The sequence below is a fragment of the Acinetobacter sp. SwsAc5 genome, from assembly GCF_013391485.1.
GTDB lineage: Bacteria > Pseudomonadota > Gammaproteobacteria > Pseudomonadales > Moraxellaceae > Acinetobacter > Acinetobacter towneri.
In genome coordinates this window covers 142,368-162,632 of sequence record NZ_JACAXD010000005.1, presented here as the reverse complement: position 1 = coordinate 162,632, position 20,265 = coordinate 142,368, and the positions used below count along the sequence as shown (strand labels likewise).

18 protein-coding genes are annotated in these 20,265 nt (G+C 41.6%); 7 read left to right on the top strand and 11 right to left on the bottom strand.

All coding sequences use genetic code 11. The annotated features are described in order from the left end of the window. Positions 1-187, top strand: a 187-nt coding sequence (locus HYG89_RS04565) for an IS30 family transposase (RefSeq protein ID WP_178866207.1), incomplete at its 5' end; no start/stop codon positions are given. 146 nt (positions 188-333) lie between these two features. Here the strand turns inward: HYG89_RS04565 and HYG89_RS04560 are convergent. The 4 genes from HYG89_RS04560 to HYG89_RS04550 all read right to left on the bottom strand — a co-directional run bounded on the left by HYG89_RS04560 (position 334) and on the right by HYG89_RS04550 (position 5,059). Continuing rightward, the gene (locus HYG89_RS04560) at positions 334-1,617 is read right to left on the bottom strand and encodes a ribonucleotide-diphosphate reductase subunit beta (RefSeq protein ID WP_178866205.1); all 1,284 of its coding nucleotides are present in this window, start codon (positions 1,615-1,617) and stop codon (positions 334-336) included. A 139-nt stretch (positions 1,618-1,756) separates the two neighbouring features. Next, the gene (locus tag HYG89_RS15985; RefSeq protein ID WP_256733927.1) at positions 1,757-1,891 is read right to left on the bottom strand and encodes a hypothetical protein; all 135 of its coding nucleotides are present in this window, start codon (positions 1,889-1,891) and stop codon (positions 1,757-1,759) included. Between the two features lie 62 nt (positions 1,892-1,953). Further along, the gene (locus HYG89_RS04555; protein WP_178866203.1) at positions 1,954-2,112 is read right to left on the bottom strand and encodes a hypothetical protein; all 159 of its coding nucleotides are present in this window, start codon (positions 2,110-2,112) and stop codon (positions 1,954-1,956) included. 124 nt (positions 2,113-2,236) lie between these two features. After that, the gene (locus HYG89_RS04550; RefSeq protein ID WP_178866201.1) at positions 2,237-5,059 is read right to left on the bottom strand and encodes a ribonucleoside-diphosphate reductase subunit alpha; all 2,823 of its coding nucleotides are present in this window, start codon (positions 5,057-5,059) and stop codon (positions 2,237-2,239) included. Between the two features lie 589 nt (positions 5,060-5,648). Here HYG89_RS04550 and bfmR point away from each other — a divergent pair. Both bfmR and bfmS read left to right on the top strand, forming a co-directional pair. Further along, positions 5,649-6,365 (top strand): response regulator transcription factor BfmR, encoded by a 717-nt coding sequence (bfmR, locus tag HYG89_RS04545; RefSeq protein ID WP_096902057.1) that lies wholly within the window; start codon positions 5,649-5,651, stop codon positions 6,363-6,365. A 62-nt stretch (positions 6,366-6,427) separates the two neighbouring features. Further along, positions 6,428-8,095 (top strand): sensor histidine kinase BfmS, encoded by a 1,668-nt coding sequence (gene bfmS, locus HYG89_RS04540; protein ID WP_372595703.1) that lies wholly within the window; start codon positions 6,428-6,430, stop codon positions 8,093-8,095. 92 nt (positions 8,096-8,187) lie between these two features. Here the strand turns inward: bfmS and putP are convergent, their stop codons facing one another. From putP to HYG89_RS04515, 5 genes are all read right to left on the bottom strand, one after another. Next, positions 8,188-9,690, bottom strand: coding sequence for a sodium/proline symporter PutP (gene putP, locus HYG89_RS04535; RefSeq protein ID WP_178866199.1), 1,503 nt, complete (start codon positions 9,688-9,690; stop codon positions 8,188-8,190). A gap of 221 nt (positions 9,691-9,911) precedes the next feature. Beyond that, complete coding sequence (locus HYG89_RS04530) at positions 9,912-10,769, bottom strand: SPFH domain-containing protein (RefSeq protein ID WP_004972306.1); 858 nt, start codon at positions 10,767-10,769, stop codon at positions 9,912-9,914. A gap of 1 nt (position 10,770) precedes the next feature. After that, positions 10,771-11,256, bottom strand: a complete 486-nt coding sequence (locus HYG89_RS04525) for an NfeD family protein (protein ID WP_019837036.1) — start codon at positions 11,254-11,256, stop codon at positions 10,771-10,773. A gap of 129 nt (positions 11,257-11,385) precedes the next feature. Next, positions 11,386-12,303 carry a patatin-like phospholipase family protein gene (locus tag HYG89_RS04520; RefSeq protein ID WP_178866197.1) on the bottom strand — a complete coding sequence of 306 codons (918 nt, stop codon included), beginning with the start codon at positions 12,301-12,303 and terminating at the stop codon, positions 11,386-11,388. A gap of 62 nt (positions 12,304-12,365) precedes the next feature. After that, the gene (locus HYG89_RS04515) at positions 12,366-13,019 is read right to left on the bottom strand and encodes a 1-acyl-sn-glycerol-3-phosphate acyltransferase (protein ID WP_178866195.1); all 654 of its coding nucleotides are present in this window, start codon (positions 13,017-13,019) and stop codon (positions 12,366-12,368) included. A gap of 227 nt (positions 13,020-13,246) precedes the next feature. Between HYG89_RS04515 and HYG89_RS04510 the strand changes: the two genes are divergently transcribed. After that, entirely contained in the window at positions 13,247-14,530 is a 1,284-nt protein-coding gene (locus HYG89_RS04510; RefSeq protein WP_178866193.1) for an MFS transporter, read from the top strand. Between the two features lie 271 nt (positions 14,531-14,801). Here HYG89_RS04510 and HYG89_RS04505 read toward each other — a convergent pair whose 3' ends face one another. Further along, positions 14,802-15,479, bottom strand: a complete 678-nt coding sequence (locus HYG89_RS04505) for a YetF domain-containing protein (RefSeq protein ID WP_178866190.1) — start codon at positions 15,477-15,479, stop codon at positions 14,802-14,804. Positions 15,480-15,631: 152 nt separating this feature from the next. Between HYG89_RS04505 and HYG89_RS04500 the strand changes: the two genes are divergently transcribed. The 3 genes from HYG89_RS04500 to HYG89_RS04490 all read left to right on the top strand — a co-directional run bounded on the left by HYG89_RS04500 (position 15,632) and on the right by HYG89_RS04490 (position 17,319). Continuing rightward, on the top strand, positions 15,632-16,009 hold the full coding sequence (locus tag HYG89_RS04500; protein ID WP_178866188.1) for an endonuclease domain-containing protein: 378 nt from the start codon (positions 15,632-15,634) through the stop codon (positions 16,007-16,009). 80 nt (positions 16,010-16,089) lie between these two features. Then, entirely contained in the window at positions 16,090-16,803 is a 714-nt protein-coding gene (locus HYG89_RS04495) for an FRG domain-containing protein (protein WP_178866186.1), read from the top strand. A 12-nt stretch (positions 16,804-16,815) separates the two neighbouring features. Further along, positions 16,816-17,319, top strand: a complete 504-nt coding sequence (locus tag HYG89_RS04490) for a YfbU family protein (RefSeq protein WP_178866184.1) — start codon at positions 16,816-16,818, stop codon at positions 17,317-17,319. Between the two features lie 45 nt (positions 17,320-17,364). Here HYG89_RS04490 and HYG89_RS04485 read toward each other — a convergent pair whose 3' ends face one another. Then, positions 17,365-20,259 (bottom strand): valine--tRNA ligase, encoded by a 2,895-nt coding sequence (locus HYG89_RS04485; protein WP_178866182.1) that lies wholly within the window; start codon positions 20,257-20,259, stop codon positions 17,365-17,367. Positions 20,260-20,265: the final 6 nt, after the last annotated feature.

Here is a 20,265-nt window from a genome sequence, read left to right as displayed (position 1 = left end):
TAGAAATGAAAATACGAATGGTTTAATCCGTCAATATCTGCCAAAATCATCATCGTTTGATGACGTGTCAAACGAACAAATAGAGCAGATAGAATTTGCACTCAACCATCGTCCTAGAAAAACACTAGGTTGGTATACACCGAGTGAAGTTATGGCTGGTTTTTATACTGTTGCACTTGCCGCTTGAATCCGCCTAGTGTTATGTGTTTGTATAACCAAGCCATTAAATACTAGGTCGAATCTTTAAAAAAACCGCCATGAATGGCGGTTTTCTCAATGACAACTCATGTGTCGCACAATGACAGCATATGTATCGAGTGACGCAGCGCTGTATTACCAGCTCAACGCACCGCCCGTCTGATAATCAGTCACACGCGTTTCAAAGAAGTTCTTCTCTTTACGCAAGTCCATCATTTCAGACATCCATTGGAACGGGTTGTTTACGCCAACAAACTGTTCAGGTAAACCGAGCTGACTTAAACGACGGTTACAGATGAATTTCAAATATTCTTCCATCATACCTGCGTTCATGCCCAATACACCACGTGGCATAGTGTCACGTGCATATTCAATTTCAAGCATCGTGCCTTCAAGAATCATTTGAATCACTTCTTGCTGGAATTCTGCAGTCCACAAGTGCGGGTTCTCAATCTTGATTTGGTTAATCATGTCGATACCAAAGTTCAAGTGCATAGATTCATCACGTAAAATGTACTGGAATTGCTCTGCAACACCATTCATTTTGTTACGACGACCCATCGACAAGATTTGGCTGAAACCGCAGTAGAAGAAAATACCTTCAAGTACACAATAGAATGCGATTAAGTTGCGTAGCAAAATTTGGTCGTTTTCAGGTGTACCTGTTTTGAAAGTAGGATCACTTAAAGATTGCGTGTACTTCAAGCCCCATGCTGCTTTACGCGCAACCGATGGTACTTCGCGGTACATATTGAAGACTTCGCCTTCATCCATACCTAAAGATTCGATGCAGTACTGGTAAGCGTGAGTGTGAATCGCTTCTTCAAAGGCTTGACGCAAAATGTACTGGCGGCATTCAGGGTTGGTAATGTGGCGATAAATTGCCAATACCAAGTTGTTAGCAACCAATGAGTCTGCAGTAGAGAAGAAACCAAGTGAACGCATAACAATGGTACGCTCATCTTCAGTTAAGCCATTTTCAGACTTCCACAACGCGATGTCGTGGTTCATGTTCACTTCTTGTGGCATCCAGTGGTTTGCACAACCATCTAGATATTTTTGCCATGCCCATTCGTATTTGAACGGTACAAGCTGGTTTAAGTCTGCACGACAGTTGATCATGGCTTTATCATCAACCTGTACGCGTGACGCACCCATTTCCAACTCTTCAAGACCTGGAGCAACATCCAGTTGTTCTAGAGCGTTAGATGCTCTTGCCAACGGATCGGTTGAATCTGTTGCTCCACTTCTAGGGGCTGCAGCGGGTTGTGCAGTTGCCACAGGCGTCTGTGGTTGCTCTGCATCAGATACCATCTGCGTATCATGCGCTTTTTGCGGCTCGACGGGCGCAGACTTGTGTTCAGGAGCAGCCGGTTTTTGCGAATCATCTTCGAAATCGTCCCAACTTAGGATAGACATATCAATTCTCTCTTCGTTGCTTTATATCTTTTATGGACATCCAGCTACGCTGAGATGTCTTAATATACGCTTAATTTGTGAAAGCAAAATTAAGTTTTGCTCATCTTGGTCTGAAAAATGTACATTCCGACCAGTTTGCTCACGACTTATTTTGCTTTCGCTGTTGTTTTGCCGCTTGCACCCAAAAGTAAGCAATGGGTGCATAAAACAATACAACAAAGGAAATCAGCAAGACCGCAAGTCCTAACATATAGTTGTGGGTCATGTGTGGCATGGTGATTTCCTTGGTTATTCATCTGGATTGGTTGCCCTAAGTTTTAAGACAACCAAAAAATCTTATAAATTAAAAGTTGAACTCAATAATTTTGTTACTAACTCATTCTCTAACAGAATATTAATCGCTAGTAAAAGGCTTGATGTTGCTTCTACTAAATTTGCAAAACTGTTTAAAATATCAGCTAAAGCTAGTAAAAATGTAATGATTAATAAGCTCATGGTAGCTCCATTTATATTGTAAGAAGCTACTTTCATGGCGATGTGCTAGTAAAAACATCTACTAGAGTCACATTATTTGCCACGTAGGTAGCTAATAATGTTTTCTGACTTCTAGTTATTTATTTTACTGACATGCCTCACAATCAGGGTTGTCAATTGAACATGCCATTGGCACTGGCGCTGCTTGAGCAAAATCTTCATCAACTGCTGCAGCTGCTTCTGGTGCAACGGCTGCCACAGGAGCTGCAGTTACGGTTGCAGGTTTTACTGCGTTCAATGCACCTGTGTTAATGGTCGATTTCTCTGCAGAAGTCGCACCCAATGCACGTAGGTAATAAGTCGTTTTCAGACCACGTAACCATGCCATTTTATAAGTCAGGTCAAGTTTCTTACCGTTTGCACCTGCAATATACAAGTTCAACGATTGCGCCTGATCAATCCATTTTTGACGACGTGATGCTGCATCTACAATCCAACGTGGCTCAACTTCAAATGCAGTCGCGAAGATTGCTTTTAACTCTTCAGGAATACGTGAAATTTTTTGTACTGAACCTTCAAAGTGTTTCAGGTCGTTAACCATCACAGAATCCCACAAATCACGCTCTTTTAATGCACGAACGAGATAAGGGTTGATTACTGTAAATTCACCAGACAAGTTCGATTTCACATATAAGTTTTGGAATGTCGGCTCAATAGACTGAGAAACACCACAAATATTTGAAATGGTTGCTGTTGGTGCAATAGCCATTACATTTGAGTTACGCATACCATGTTTTTGAACTTTGGCACGTAGACTGTCCCAATCCAAACGCTGAGTACGATCAACTTCAAACATACGCTCAGGACGTGATTTCGCTACGATGTCTAAAGAGTCGATTGGCAGGATACCTTGATCCCACAATGAACCTTTAAATGTTTCGTAAGTACCACGCTCAACCGCCAAGTCACTTGAAGTTTGAATTGCGTAGTAGCTAATCACTTCCATAGATTCATCGGCAAAATCAACCGCAGCATCTGAACCATAAGCCAAGTTCATTTCATATAGTGCATCTTGGAAGCCCATGATGCCCATACCCACAGGGCGATGTTTCAAGTTTGAATTTTTCGCTTGTGGCACTGCGTAGTAGTTGATGTCGATGACGTTGTCGAGCATACGTACTGCAGTTTTAATAGTACGTGCTAATTTTTCACGGTCTAACACACCACCTTGAACGTGTTGCACAAGGTTGATAGAACCCAAGTTACAAACCGCAATTTCATCTTGGTTGGTATTGAGGGTAATTTCAGTACATAAGTTAGATGAGTGCACTACACCAACGTGTTGTTGCGGTGAACGTAGGTTACATACGTCTTTGAATGTGATCCACGGGTGACCTGTTTCAAACAACATTGACAACATTTTGCGCCATAAGTCCTTCGCACGAAGTTTTTTATGCAGCATGTTAGTTTCTTTGGCAATGCTTTCGTAGTACGCATAACGCTCGGCAAAGGCTTCGCCTGTCAAGTCGTGTAAGTCTGGTGTTTCAGATGGCGTGAACAGTGTCCATTCTGCATCTTCAAAGACACGTTGCATGAACAAGTCAGGCACCCAGTTCGCTGTGTTCATATCATGGGTACGACGACGGTCATCCCCTGTGTTTTTACGCAGTTCTAGGAATTCTTCGATGTCTAGGTGCCAAGTTTCTAAGTACGCACATACCGCACCTTTACGCTTACCACCTTGATTGACCGCAACAGCAGTATCGTTCGCAACTTTAAGGAACGGAACAACACCTTGAGATTTACCGTTAGTTCCTTTGATGTATGAGTTCAAAGCACGTACTGGCGTCCAGTCATTACCTAAACCACCGGCCCATTTAGACAGCATCGCATTGTCACGCATTGCGCCATAAATGTTGTAAAGGTCATCGGAAATTGTAGTTAAGTAACAGCTTGATAACTGTGGACGTAGCGTACCTGAGTTAAACAGGGTGGGCGTAGATGCCATGTAGTCGAAGCTAGACAATAAGTTATAGAACTCGATTGCACGTGCTTCACGGTCATCTTCATTGAGCGCCAGACCCATTGATACACGCATAAAGAACAATTGCGGAAGTTCAAAGCGTACGCCATTTGAGTGAATGAAATAACGGTCAAATAAGGTTTGCAGACCTAAATAGGTAAACTGGTTTGAGCGCTCAGGTTGAATCGCTGCAGCAAGTTTGGCAAGGTCAAACTCAAGTAAGTCTGCAGAAAGCAAATCAAGCTCAACACCTTTTTTCAGGAAAGTTTCTAATGCTTCGCCTTCAGGTGTATCTGTTGCTAAACCTAAAAATTCTAAGCCTGTTGCGACCAAGTCATTACGCAATAAACGCGCAGTCACATAGGTATAGTTCGGCTCTTGCTCAATACGGGTACGAGTCGCCATCATCATGGTGGTTGAGATGTCAGACTCTTTTACACCGTTGTAAAGGTTTTTCACGGTTTCATCAATGATGGCATCTACATCAATGCCTTCTAAACCTTCTGCCGCTTTATTTACGGTTGCTTTTAACGCACCTAAATCTAGTGGTTTAAGCTGACCGTTTGCATCAGTCACTTGTAACGTCGGGTGATGGTTTTCACCTGCTTGCTTACGCGCTTCTGAGCGTTGTTCACGGTAGATGACATAAGCACGAGCAACTTTTTGCTCGCCTGTACGCATGAGCGCAAGTTCAACTTGGTCTTGAATTTCTTCAATGTGAATAGTTCCGCCAGACGGTAAACGGCGGTTGAATGTGTTCAACACCATTTCAGTCAGTTGTTCGATCCGATCATGAATGCGGCTTGAATCGGCGCTTTGTTGACCTTCTACAGCCAAAAACGCTTTGCCAATTGCAACTGCAATTTTTTCAGCATCAAAAGCGGCAACATCACCAGTGCGTTTAATCACTTGTAATTGACCAGGGGTTGAGGTGATTACGCTCATGTCAGCATAGCTCCATTGTCATCTATTGTTATGTTTATGGACCATTAAACTGGGCAAAATTTAGGCCGCAGTGATTGAGGGATAAACACAAGACTTAGTGGTTTAAAATTGAATTGAACACAAGATACGGGAAAATTGAGGGTAGATCAATATTGACTTTTTCTTTTAAATTTTGACTATTTTAAGATTCAAATTTATCTCAAAAATACCGAATTTTGTCCTTTCGGCTATAAGCCTTATCAGACAAGGGCATAGCATAGCAAAGCTCGGAAAAACTGCTTATAGATAACCTTGTGGATAACTTTAAAAGTTGTGAGATAATTTTTCCAAAGGCTGCAAAGGCTTGATCTAGTGCAAAAAATACCCATTTTGTAACTTTATATTTCTTAAATCTGTTTGAAAATCACCAAAACTAGAAAAGTGCTATAAATTCAATGCTTAATAAAAATATAACAAAATAATACGCAGATGTATCAGTTTGGTGAACAGTATCTTGTTTACAATGTAAACGTGTGTATATTGCAAATTATATCAAGACCTATCTCTCAGATTTTAAAAGGATAGGTCGAATCCAATAAAGGGACAGGTTATGAGTCAAGAAGAAAAGTTACCAAAAATTTTAATTGTTGAAGATGATGAACGCCTTGCACGACTTACGCAGGAATACTTAATTCGCAATGGTTTGGAAGTTGGGGTAGAACCAGATGGCAACCGCGCGATTCGCCGTATTATTGCCGAGCAGCCCGACCTTGTGGTGCTTGATGTGATGTTACCAGGTGCCGATGGTTTAACCATTTGTCGTGAAGTTCGTCCACATTATCATCAACCGATTTTAATGCTGACTGCGCGTACTGAAGATATGGATCAGGTGCTAGGTCTGGAAATGGGTGCAGATGACTATGTTGCAAAACCTGTGCAGCCGCGTGTGTTGTTGGCGCGTATTCGTGCTTTATTGCGCCGTACCGACAAAGTGACTGAAGATGAAGTCGCACAGCGCATTGAATTTGATGATTTAGTGATTGATAACGGTGGTCGTTCTGTGACTTTAAATGGTGAACTGGTTGATTTCACCAGCGCAGAATATGACTTGTTATGGTTATTGGCTTCAAATGCAGGGCGTATTTTATCTCGTGAAGATATTTTTGAGCGTCTGCGTGGTATTGAATATGATGGTCAAGACCGTTCAATTGACGTGCGTATTTCACGTATTCGTCCAAAAATTGGCGATGATCCTGAAAATCCAAAACGTATTAAAACTGTGCGCAGTAAAGGTTATTTGTTCGTTAAAGAAACCAACGGCATGTAATACGCTTTTTTCTGAGTCAAATACTGACTCAAATATAAAATAAGTCACATAGGACGGGTTTTGTGCTTAAACACAGTATATTCTTGCGCATATATGCAGGATTGGTGATCTTAGTTGCAGTAGTTGCCATTTTGGCGTACTTATTGGTGCAAATCATCAACTATCAGCGTGCGCAAGAATATCGTGAGTCTTTAACTGATGGTATGGCTTATATTATTAGTGAAGGGATTGCACGACAGCAAAACGAACAGCAAAAGAAAGACTGGATTTCTGATGCATCCGATTTGCTGGAATTGCCCATCTATTATGTGCAGGCAGACAAAGTAGATTTGTCGCGCACAGAGCTTAGACGGATTAAAGAACGTAAAGCCGCTGTGCGCTATGATGCCGAAAATATGATTGCCTATATTATTTTGGGTATGAAAGATGATCCAAATCATTATTTATATATCAAGGCAGATAAAATTACAGAACGGCAAATGAAAGCTTTGCCGATTTTTGTTTTAGATTATTTGGTGTATTACCCGGGTCAGGAAAAAGAATATCTAGCCAAAATTCAGCAGCACTTTTCTTATCCAGTCAATATTAAAAATATTCAGGAACTGCCACTCGATTCTGAACAGATTGGGCGTTTAAGACTCGATCACAGCATTATTTTATATCGTGACAATGCCACCGTGCGTGGTACAACCATCTCGATTGTGTCACCGATGCCAAATTCACCCTCAGAAGTCTTGGTTTTAGGGCCTGTGCCGTTATTTAACTGGATGCCATTCCAGTTGGCAGCAGGCATTACCTTGCTCAGTATGTTTATGTTGAGTTTGGGGGTTTATGGTCTGATCTTGCCTATGCAACGTAAGATCCGCCAAGTGAACTATGCCTTAAACCGCACCAAATCGGGTGATTTAAACATGCGTTTGCCTGTAGATGGCACAGATGAAATGGCAAGTTTGGCATCTAGCTATAACAGCATGTCTGACCATATTCAGCGTTTGATTGAAGCGCAGCGTGAACTGATGCGCGCTGTATCGCATGAGCTGCGCACGCCTGTGGCACGTATTCGTTTTGGTATGGAAATGCTGGCAGAAGAAGATGATTACGAATATCGCTTACAGCAAGTCGAAATGATTGATAAAGATATTGAGGCTTTAAACACCTTGATTGATGAGATCATGACCTATGCCAAACTTGAACAGGGCATGCCATCTTTAGAAATTGAAAAGATCGTTTTGGTTGAAGTGCTAGAGCAGGTGGCTACGGAAACAGAAGCATTGAAAACCCAAAAAGATATTCAATTGCTTGCCCCACCTGTGACTTTGGAAGTGGAAGCTGAACGCCGTTACTTGCACCGTGTGGTACAGAACTTGGTGGGCAATGCAGTCCGTTACTGTGACCATAAAGTCTTGATCAGTGGCGGTATTAACGAACAAGGCATGGCCTATGTTTGTGTGGAAGATGATGGGCCGGGGATTCCCGAACAAGACCGAGAACGTGTATTTGAAGCCTTTGCTCGTTTAGATGACAGCCGCACCCGTGCTTCAGGTGGTTATGGTTTAGGTTTGTCTATTGTAAGCCGCATTGCTTATTGGTTTGGTGGCAAAATTGAAGTCGATCAGAGTCCGAACTTGGGTGGTGCACGTTTTATGATGGTTTGGCCTGCCAAACGGTTTAGTAAGGCAAGAAAAAAAGCCGCAGCAGAGAAAGAAAAAACCACCGATTCATTGACTTGAATTGAGTGCACCAAAACTAATTTTAGACATAAAAAAACCAGTGCAATTCAAGGCACTGGTTTTTTTTAATTGCTTTTTTATCTCTATGCAGATCAATCTACAGCTGAGTGCGATTCTTTATATTGCTGATCGGCCTGTTCAAAACGGTCTGTCACTTCATGACTTGGCGCTTTACCCAATAAACTCACCACGACAATCGCAATCCAAGAACACACAAAGCCTGGAATAATTTCATAAATACCCGTATCTGCCCAAAGGTTTTTCCAAAGAATGACCATAAGTGCGCCGACAACCATCCCCGCCAATGCACCATTTAAAGTCATGCGTTTCCAGAACAAAGACAAAATGATTAGTGGACCAAATGCTGCACCGAAGCCTGCCCAAGCATAAGAAACCAATCCCAAGACTTTTGATTCAGGATTACCCGCCATCCAAATAGCAAGCAGCGCAATCATGAGTACCATGCCGCGTCCGACCCACACCAATTCATTTTGTGAGGCATTTTTACGCAGGAACGATTTGTAAAAATCTTCGGTTAAAGTACTTGAACAGACCAAAAGTTGACAGCTTAGGGTACTCATCACAGCAGCTAAAATTGCAGCCAGTACCACACCTGCCACCCACGGATTAAACAGGATTTTGGTCAGTTCCATAAATACTGTTTCAGGGTTGGCATTGACCACACCTGCCAGTTCAGGATGTTGCTGGAAGTAGGCGATACCAAAAAAGCCCGCAGCCACCGCACCGCCTAAACATAGTGTCATCCATGTCATGCCAATACGACGTGCATTCGGAATAGACTTGACTGAATCAACCGCCATAAAACGCACTAAAATATGCGGCTGTCCAAAATAGCCTAAGCCCCATGCCATGAGGGAAATGATCGCGACCCAGCTTAAATCACTGACTAAATTCAGCGCCTGCGGACGAGCCGCTTCTAAAGCAAGTGTGACTTGGCTGAGGTCAGAAAAGCTGAGTAGGGTAATGATAGGGGTCAGCAAGAGCGCAAAAATCATCAAGCCAGCCTGAATGGTGTCCGTCCAGCTGACTGCCAAGAAACCACCAATAAACACATAGCTGATGGTGGCAATAGCACTAATCCACAATGCAGTGCTATAAGGCAGATCAAACATACTTTCAAATAAGCGCGCACCTGCAACCATGCCCGAAGCACAATAAATCGCAAAGAAAATTAGAATTACGCAGGCAGATACAATCCTTAAAATTTTTCTTTGATCATTAAAACGGTTAGAAAAATAATCAGGCAAAGTCAGTGCATTGTGCTGTACTTCGGTGTGTACTCGTAAACGACCTGCCACCAAAAGCCAGTTTAGCCATGCGCCAATAATCAGACCAACGGCAATCCACATTTCAGACAAACCTGAAAGATAAATGGCACCAGGCAAGCCCATCAGCAACCAACCACTCATATCGGATGCGCCTGCAGAAAGTGCGGTGACAAAACTGCCAAGACGACGACCACCTAAAATGTAGTCCGAGAAATTTCGAGTCGCGCGATAAGCCAATAAACCAATGACAATCATGGCGACAATATAAAACAGGAAAGTAATAATGGTGGGGTTGAGTGCGCTCATACAGTATCCATTTGGGTTTTGGACAGTCGACTAAAATACAGACCGCTGCTAGATGTGAGTCACTCAATTTGGTGAGTGCAGACATCTCATCTGCGGTGCTGATTTCATCAAGAAACGCGAAATTTAACCATACATTAAAAAATATTTCAGATTTTTTTCTGAATGGGCATAAAATAGGCAGCTTGAAAGCTGCCTATCATCTTGATGTTTATCTGATTTGCTTATGGATTATTGCGACCCATAACACCACGAATAGTATTCAAGACATCTGCAGGTAAGACCACAGTTTTGGCATTGTTCGATTTCGCCATATCTTGCATGGCTTTTACATATTGCTCACCCAATAAGTATGCCACAGGAATTTCTTTATCACCTACCGCAGAGCTGACCATTTCAATGGCACGTTGAGAAGATTCTGCCAATACAACTTGCGCTTCTGCATCACGACGTGAAGCTTCCAAACGACCATCGGCTTCTAAAATAGCCGCTTGTTTTTCACCATCGGCTTTGGTTACGGTAGCACGACGCTGACGTTCTGCTGCAGCTTGTTCTTCCATAGCTGCCTGCATGGTATGCGATGGTTTAATATCCTGAATTTCAACAGTTTTAAGGGTAATTCCCCAGTCTGAAATATCATCAGAAATGGCTGCTTTGAGTTTGGCTTTGATGTGATCACGTGAAGACAAGGCATCATCCAAATCCATTTCACCCACAATAGAGCGCAATGAGGTTTGAACAAGGTTTTGAATCGCCCAAGTATAGTTTTCAATGCCATACACTGCTTTTTCAGGAGTCGTGAGGTTTATGTACGCAACCGCATTCATGAGTAGAACTGCGTTGTCACGGGTAATAACTTCCTGAGATGGAATATCTAATACAATATCTTTGGTGGTGACTTTATAGGCCACTTCATCGACATAAGGAATGACGAAGTTGAGTCCTGGTGCAAGTGTGGTGTGGTATTTACCCAGACGTTGCACAATCCATTTATAACCTTGCGGAACAATTCGCACGCCTTTAAAAATCGTAATTCCAACAAAGGCTAAAATCGCTAAAACAATAATAGATCCACCAGACATTTTAATTTCTCACTTTTTCGTTGTCATGTGCACTGTGATGCGGCTGCACCACTAAATCATTACCCAAAATATCAATCACGCGAATCCGATCTCCCACTTGTACAGGGCTCGTGGTACGGCAGTTCCATTCGTCTGAACCCAGCACAGGCATGGGGAAACGGACTTTAATTTGATCATGTTCCAAGTTGGTTTGAATGACCATGCCAATTTGTCCAATGGTGGCTTCGCGTGATAAACCTGCTTTAGTTTTATCGGTAGATAAGGGTTTGATAAACTTAAACCACGCCAAGGTACACAGTACCGACAAGATAATCCACATCACTAATTGGGTTGTGGTGCCCATCATGGGGAACATCCAGTATAAAATACCGACCATGATTGCCCCAATGCCAAACCATAAAGCGGCAAACGCAGGCAAGAGCAGTTCTGAAAGCATTAATAAAACGCCTAGTACAAACCAGTGCCAAGGTTCAAGAACGAATTCCATACATCTACTCGCGTATTTTTACGATAGGTTGATTCTAGTTGCTTAGAGAAACGCATCGACTTAAAAAGATGCGCTCTCATCACTTTAACAGATCAATAAGTTTATGAATATTAAAAAAATCACTGAATCTTAAAATTTCGGACGCGGTGCAGGTTTCAGGGCGGCAGGTGATTTTTTAAAGTGAGTGATGGCTTGCTGAATTGCTTTGACCTGTAATTGCGCAGCTTTTTCACCTTCTAAAATGGTTTGGTTACTGGCTTTTAAATCCAGTGTGCCAATATGTCCAACTTTCGGTTGAATCACGATATTGGCCTGCGCCAATTCCTGATTGATACTTTGCTGTCCCATAATATTTAAAGTTTGATCGAGTAAGCCCCACATGCTGACAGGTTGATTGCCTGTCGGACGTGCAGAAATATCCACCGCAATGACTAAATCGGCACCCATGGCTTTAGCCGTCTGTACGGGAATTGGGCTGACCAAGCCGCCATCCACATATTGTGTTCCGCCAATGGTGGCAGGTACAAAAACATTCGGAATACTGCAAGAGGCACGTACGGCTTGACCAGCATTGCCTTTAATAAAGTCGGCTTTACGTCCATTATCTAAACGTGTGGCAACGGCAGCAAAACGAATTGGAAATTTTTCAATCGGTTTATTGGCTACGTGTTGATTGACAAAGTCTTGTAACTTTTGACCTGCAATAAAACCCTGACGGTTTAAGGTTAAATCACGAATGTCGGATTCTTTAAAGGTTAGGGCAATATGTTGGAGCTGATAAGGACTTTTACCACTGGCGTATAAACTGCCGACAAAGCTGCCTGCACTGGTGCCTGTGACAATTTTTGGTTTAATCCCGTGAGACTCTAAAACTTTAATGACGCCAATATGTGCAAAACCTTTAGCACCACCGCCACCCAGCGCCAGTGCAATTACAGGTTCACGTGCTTGGATAGGTGTGGTGCTTGGCGGTGTTTTTGTTGTTTTGTCGCAGCCAGCCAAAGTTAGAGCTAGTACGCCCACTAAAGAATAACGAATCAGTTGCATATCAAATCTAAATTTAGATCAAAGAATATTGCGCCCATCTGAACAAAAAATAGAAACTTTGACTAGCCCTTTTTCAAAAGCTTTTGTAACGGTTTTGCCAACCAATGTGGATTTTTAGCCGAAAACTTGCCGTGATATTGCGTATAAATTGCATCTAAATCTTGAGCATAATCGCCCGTAGGATGAAACACGCCCAAAATATGAATGGTTTTGTGTGCATAATCAAAAGAGAACATCACAATTGGGATATTGGCGCCGTAGGCAATATGGTAAAAGCCACTGCGGATATTTTCGGCTTGTTTACGTGTGCCTTCGGGCGCCATACCAATCCAGATTTTTTCTTTTTTTCGTACAATCTCAATAATATCTTGGGTATGTCCTTGAGGAGAATGGCGCACCACAGGAATTACCCCAATCCAGTTTAAAAGTGGCTTGAGTGGGGTTTCAAATAAAGTGTGCTTACCAAAAATAGTAATTTGAATACCTAAACCGAGTAGGGCGGTAAAACCATGCCACGCATCAATATTTGACGTATGCGGTGAGATAATAGCAACTGCTTTGGTCAAGTTGGGAAATTCGCCCACCATTTGCCAGCCTTGCGCCAAAAAAATATTTTTAAATAAAGCACGACTGCTGGCTGTTCCACGTTGTGGAACTTGGTCGGGTAACTGTGGAAATTGCCGTGCACTGCGTGCAAAAGGATTGGTGATTTTCATGAATGCGATGTCATCCTGACGTGCGTGATTAACAACAATAAATACCCAATATCATGACGCATGAATCTAAATCTATTCAAGATATTAGACTTTCGCTTTGTCTGATTCATTGGCAAAATAGTCGAAATCTGAATGTGAAAGTGATGAAAAATAACAATCCATTATTCAAAATTTTAGTGTAGTACTGCGTTTTTTTGATCTTTTGCCCATATCTAAATTGAGATGCTATGCCCAATTTGCGCCAAACTTATTTGTTGTTATTTTCTCTGTATTGGGCGCAGGGCTTGCCTGTTGGTTTTATGACCCATGCCTTGCCTGTGATTTTACGTGCGCAAGGTGTGTCTTTGGCACATATTGGCGGTTTCGGTTTGTTAATGCTGCCATGGTCAATCAAAGTGTTTTGGGCACCTTTGGTGGATCGCTTTGGACATTCATATTTTGGGCATTATCGTAGCTGGATTTTGCCGTGCCAGTGGCTGAGTGTTTTGGTGCTGATTGGGCTGTCCTTTTTACCGATTGAGTCCTCAAATCATCCTATATATTTGTGGGTGTTTTTTGTGGCTTTGCTCGGTATGAACTTGGTCGGTGCAACCCAAGATATTGCCACCGATGGTTTGGCGGTCAATATTTTACAAGCCAAACAGCAACATTGGGGTAATACCTTTCAGGTGGTTGGTTCACGACTGGGCTTTATTGTGGGTGGTGGTGCAATTCTGTGGGCATTGGATTGGCTAGATTGGCAAAAAACTTTCTTAATTTTAGCGGGATTGGTGTTTTTAAATACCTTGCCAATTTTAATGTTTAAAGAGCCACAACATGCTGCTAAACAAGTGCTTGTTCAAGCTCAAAGTAAAATGTCATTTCACGCACGTCTTGCTGCGATTCGTGAATATCTGCGCTATTTTGTGGAAACGCCTGTACTGTACGCATGGCTATGGGTGTTACTCAGCTTTAAAATTGCCGATGGTTTGGCTGGCCCTTTATTAAAACCTTTAATGGTAGATTTAGGCTTAAGCTTTTCTCAAATTGGCATTTATGTGACCATGTTGGGAGCAATGGCCGCTTTGTTGGGTGCAGGCATCGCAGGGTTGATGCTGAAATGGTGGTCTAGAGCGCATGCCCTCATCATTTTTTCTGTGCTTAAAATTTTGAGTTTAGTGGCCTATGCTTATTTGGCTGAATTGTATGAACAGCAAGTTGATGTTGCACACTGGCTGATTTATAGCATTAATGCTGCAGAAGATTTGTGCTCTGCCATGTTACTTGTGGTGATGCTGACCTTGATTATGCAGTACAGCCGTAAACAATACGCAGGGACCGACTTTACATTTCAGGTTGCGATTATGGCGACTGTGAGCGGGGTACTCTATACCCTGAGTGGAATGTTGGGCGATGCTTTAGGCTATGCGAATTACTTATTGTTGATTTGTATTGTTGCGATTTTTTGCCTTGTACCGATCTGGAAATGGGCAAAGCTTGCGAAAAGCACTCATTTATCAGCACTTGAATAAGAATATAGATCATCAAGACAGGATGACAGACTTAAACCACTTTAAAAAATACATTGAGTGAAAAAATAAAAGCGACCCTTAAAGAGTCGCTGGAGTATAAAAGGTATCCACATTGAAGTAGATACCGATCTCGTTTTTGTGATTTTCAAAAATTATTATTTGCGCTTTCAGTGCTTCACTTCGGCAGCGCAGGCAGTATAACTTTAAATTATGACAATCCTGCGACAGTTTAAGTCGCATAGAGATGTGTTGCAGCTAAAATCAACATATTCTAGCTGCGGTATGGGGTATTGATTGCCTGTGTCCATTGTTGGTGATTACAACGCGGGCAGACTTCATTGGCATGTTTAAGTAAACGGACATGCCCGCAATACATGCAGGCATAATAAGTGTGTGGAACTATGCGGTACGCGAGTTGGCAAGCTTTAGGAAATAAGGGTAAACCATAGCGTGTGGCATCGCCATGAAAAAACAACATGCTGAATTTTCCATCACTTTCTAGTAAGCCAACACGTACTTGCCCTAAATGCTCCACGCCTTGTTGGCGCATTTCGGCAAAGAATTCATCATGCGACATTTTACCGTACTTAATTTTTTCTAAGACCAATTCACCATCTTCTACAATATATAGCGATTTACCTTCAATCAAATCTTCAAAGGGTTGGTATTTCATCATGAGCCATGTGGTCAGGCGATACATCCCAATCACCACTGTCATCACCACCAAGGCATGTACCAAGGGTAAATCTTCAGTGAACATAGGGTCGCCCGCAATAGAACCGAGCGATAAAATAATGGCCAATTCAAAAATAGAAAGCTGGCGTACTCCGCGTTTTCCTGTGAGGCGTAAAAATAGAATAATCATGCCAAACATGAGTGCAGCACGAATCATTAATTCTGCAACAAATGTCCATGTGGTGTCGTGAATAAAGATGGTAAACCAATCCATAGATTGTCTATTTTGTTATTTTGATGCTTGATACTATGCTTAAATTGAGTGGGTAAAATAGTGGTTTTGAGTAAAGAACTGCAATTATTTGAGTGGTTTAGAAAAAAATAAAAAACTGTTATATTGTCTAAAAACTATAATTACAAAAAATAATGAATCAGAAGATGAATCCGCAACTCTTACAATTTGCCAAATCTATGCGCCATGCTGCTACGGATGCTGAAAATTTGCTGTGGCAACTACTTCGTGCCAAACGCTTTATGGCGCTTAAATTTAGACGTCAGCAGGTAATTGCGCCGTATATTGTAGATTTTTACTGTCATGAGGTTGGCTTGGTCATTAAGTTGGATGGCGGTCAGCACAATACGGAAAATGGTCAGGCTTATGATGTAGAACGCAGTCAATTTTTAGAGGCTTTGGGCTTAACAGTGGTTTGGTATTGGAATCATGATGTTTTGAGTCGGATGGATGTGGTGTTAGAAGATTTGTGGAATGTGTGTTGTGAATATAAAGATAGTCATTTTAAATAACTATATCGAAATGACAGCATTGTAATGGAGGGATTGGATTGTTAAAGTATCTATATAAATTTTAATAAGTTAAGATAATTATGAGTGATTGGAATGATTTTCTAGAAGAAATTAAAAAAGCTGAGGATGAATTAGGTAGTCCTAATGAGGTTTGGTATAGAGGACAATATGATTGTACTTGGGAGTTGCAACCAAGCTTGCCGAGATTTAACGATTGGGAAAAAAAAGAAAAAATACTTTTTGAGGAATTTAAACGTCTATCAGTTGGACTTTTTCCAACCAGAACTAATGATTGGGAAACTTTGTTTGATATGCAACATTATGGTATTCCTACAAGGTTATTAGATTGGACAAGTGTTCTTGGTGTTGCTCTAGCATTTATTTTGCATTCAGATTTTTCTAATGACAAAGAGAGTGCTATCTATATCCTTAACCCACTTCAATTAAATCGTTTAAGTGGAAAAGAGGAAATTATTAATATTCCTGATAATCGTAAATATGATTATAAAACTATATATTGGGAACACACACCTCAAAAGGCTGAGAGACCACTAGCAATACAACCTAACTATATTAGTGATCGTTTGAAAGCACAATCTGGGTGCTTTACGATCTTTGGAACTCAGCAAGGTAATTTTGAAAATACATCATCAGAGTGTTTTAGGAAAGTCATATTAAAGGCTTCTGCGAAGGAGGAAGCTAGGAAGTTTCTAAGATGGGCAAATTTAAACGAATTTACTATATATCCTGATATTGTTGGAATTTCTAATCATATTAAGACAAAAATTCTGTAGGTAGTTATACAAATGAAATTAGACAAGAAAGATCGTTTAATATTGATCAATCAATATAAAATATTAGCTAAATTAGATGCTAATGATGCTCATTATTATAATGAATTAATCCAAATTCTGGAAAATGGCTATGAGATTTTCTATTCAATGTTAGATCAATGGATAGATAATGAAATGCCAGAAGACGAAAGCCGATTTGTATTAAATATTTTAGATTTATATCGAGCAATCGAAGACTTGAAGCGCAGAACAAAAGATGAAAATTTATCTAAACATAGTTATGGTATTTTCAATGGGTTTGATGGTAATAATGAGTCTGAATATCTTGGATTTACAAGATTTTTAATTGAAATTCAGGGTAAATTTCAAGAACAGAAGCAATACTATTATCAAAATGATCATTTAAATAGTCATTGTCCTATGGTTAGTAAATATAAAAGAATGCTTGAATTGTCTGAAAATGAAAATATTTGGCAAATGGATATAGAAACTGCTTTAAAAATTTTAGATGCATAAAAAATCCCCTCAATTGAGGGGATTTTAGATCAAACTAACAACACATTAAAGCGCCGCAATCTGCTCCATATTCGCTTTAATTTTCGCTAACTGATCTGCAAATTCAGCAAGTTTCACTTTCTCGCCTTCAACCACAGCCGCAGGGGCTTTAGCTACAAAACCTTCATTGCTAAGTTTAGTGGCAATTTGGTCATGCTGCTTTTGAACCTTGTCTAAGTCTTTTTGTAGGCGCCCCAATTCCGCTTTCGGGTCAATTAAACCCTTCATTGGAACAAATACAGACACATGGCCGACTACAGAAGAAGAAGACAATGGTGGTTGTTCACCATCCGCCAAGAAGGTAATGCTCTCAACTTTCGCCAATGCTTTAAACAACGGCTCAATACGAGAAATTTGTGCTTTTTCTGCTTCAGTGGTGTTTTGTAAAAGTACAGGTAATAAACGTGCATTACCTAGACCCATCTCACCACGAATGTTACGCACCGCACCAATTAAACCTTGTAGCCATTGCATATCTGCTTCGGCTTGTTCGTTGATTTTGGCTTCATCTGCAACAGGGTAGTTTGCCAACATAATGCTTTCGCCACCCAAGCCAATCATTGGCGCAAGTGTTTGCCAAATTTCTTCAGTCAAGTACGGCATGATTGGGTGAGCAAGACGTAAAGAAGCTTCCATCACCGCAAGCAATACACGACGAACTTCAGCTTTACGTTCTTCAGAAACAGACTCATCATTCAGAACTGGTTTGGTCAGCTCTACATACCAGTCGCAGTATTCATTCCAAATAAAGTCATAAATCGCTTGCGCAGCCAAGTCTAAACGATACGTTGCAAACGCTTGATGAACAGCTTGTTCTGCCTTTTGTAAACGGCTCACAATCCACTGCTCAGGCAATTCCCAAAGGTCTTGACGTGCTTCTTGACCAACCGTTTGACCTTCAACATTCATCAATACAAAACGAGTTGCATTCCAAATTTTGTTGGCAAAGTTACGGTAACCTTCCACCCGTTTCATATCAAACTTGATGTCACGACCCGTGTTTGCCAATGCACAGAAGGTAAAACGAACCGCGTCTGTACCGTAAGCCTGAATTCCTTCTGGGAATTCTTTGCGGGTCGATTTTTCAATTTTTGCCGCTTGTTTCGGGTTCATCAAACCTGTGGTACGTTTTTGTACTAAAGTTTCAAGATCAACACCATCAATCAAGTCTAATGGGTCAAGTACGTTGCCCTTAGACTTCGACATTTTTTGACCTTCGCTGTCACGTACCAAACCATGTACATACACAGTTTTGAACGGCACTTGTGGCGTACCATCTTCATTTTTCATGAAGTGCATGGTCAGCATGATCATGCGGGCAACCCAGAAAAAGATGATGTCAAAACCCGTGACCAATACATCTGTTGGATGGAAGGTGTTTAAGAAGTAGTTGGCTTTGTCTTTTTCAGCATCGCCTGTCCAGCCTAAAGTTGAGAATGTCCACAGACCTGATGAGAACCATGTATCGAGTACGTCTTCGTCTTGGTTCAATTCAACGTCAGCGGGGATGTTGTTTTTCGCACGAACTTCTGCTTCGTCACGACCAACGAATACATTACCTTCAGCATCATACCAAGCGGGAATACGGTGCCCCCACCACAATTGACGCGAAATACACCAATCTTGAATGTTGTTCATCCACGCCATGTACATATTGCTGTACTGCTCAGGCACGAACTTGATGCGACCATCTTTCACTGCTTCAATTGCAGGCTGCGCCAACGGTGCAATTTTGACATACCATTGGTCGGTCAATAATGGCTCAACAATCACGCCTGAACGGTCACCGCGAGGTGGTTTTAGCGTGTATGGTTGGATCTTATCTAACCAGCCTTCAGCTTCCGCTTGCTCAATCAGTTTCTTACGTGCTTCAAAACGCTCTAAACCGATGTAATCTGCTGGTGCAGGGATGGTTTTAGAAATTTGTTCACCGGCTTTTTCGATATATTCAAATTCAGCCAGAACTTCGGCATTTTTGTTGAAGATGTTGATGATTGGCAATTCGCAGCGTTTGCCCACTTCATAGTCATTGAAGTCGTGGGCAGGGGTAATTTTCACACAGCCTGTACCGAATTCTTTATCGACATATTCATCTTTAACGATTGGAACCGCACGACCTGTAATTGGCAGGATGATGTTTTGACCAACAAGGTGCGAGTAACGCTCATCATCAAGGGCAACCGCAACCGCAGTATCACCCAGCAATGTTTCAGGACGAGTGGTTGCCACTACAATGTGATCTTTACCATCGTGAGTGCGTAGTGATTTATCTTCAAAGAAATATTTGAAGTGCCACAATGAACCTTGTTCTTCTTTATCCGACTCAACTTCTAAGTCAGAAAGGGCAGTTTGTAATTTTGGATCCCAGTTTACAAGGCGTTTGCCGCGGTAAATTAAACCTTCTTCGTGTAGTTTCACGAAAACTTCTTTCACCGCATTCGATAAGCCTTCGTCCATAGTGAAGCGTTCACGTGACCAATCTACCGAAGAACCTAAACGGCGGATTTGACGGGTAATGTTACCGCCAGATTGTTCTTTCCATTCCCAGACTTTTTCGATGAATTTTTCACGACCTAAGTCATGGCGGCTGATATTTTGCGCGCCCAATTGACGCTCTACTACCATTTGTGTGGCAATACCCGCGTGGTCTGTACCCGGTTGCCATAAAGTATTTTTACCCGACATACGGTTAAAGCGCGTGAGGGCATCCATAATGGCGTTGTTAAAACCATGACCCATGTGCAAGCTACCTGTGACGTTTGGCGGCGGAATCATGATACAGAATGATTCGCCTTTTTCAGACGGCTTAAAGTAGCCGTTTTCTTCCCAAGTCTTGTACCATTTTTTCTCGATCTCGGTAGGATCGTAGGTTGTAGCAATATTTTGCGCTGAATCAGTCATAGTAAG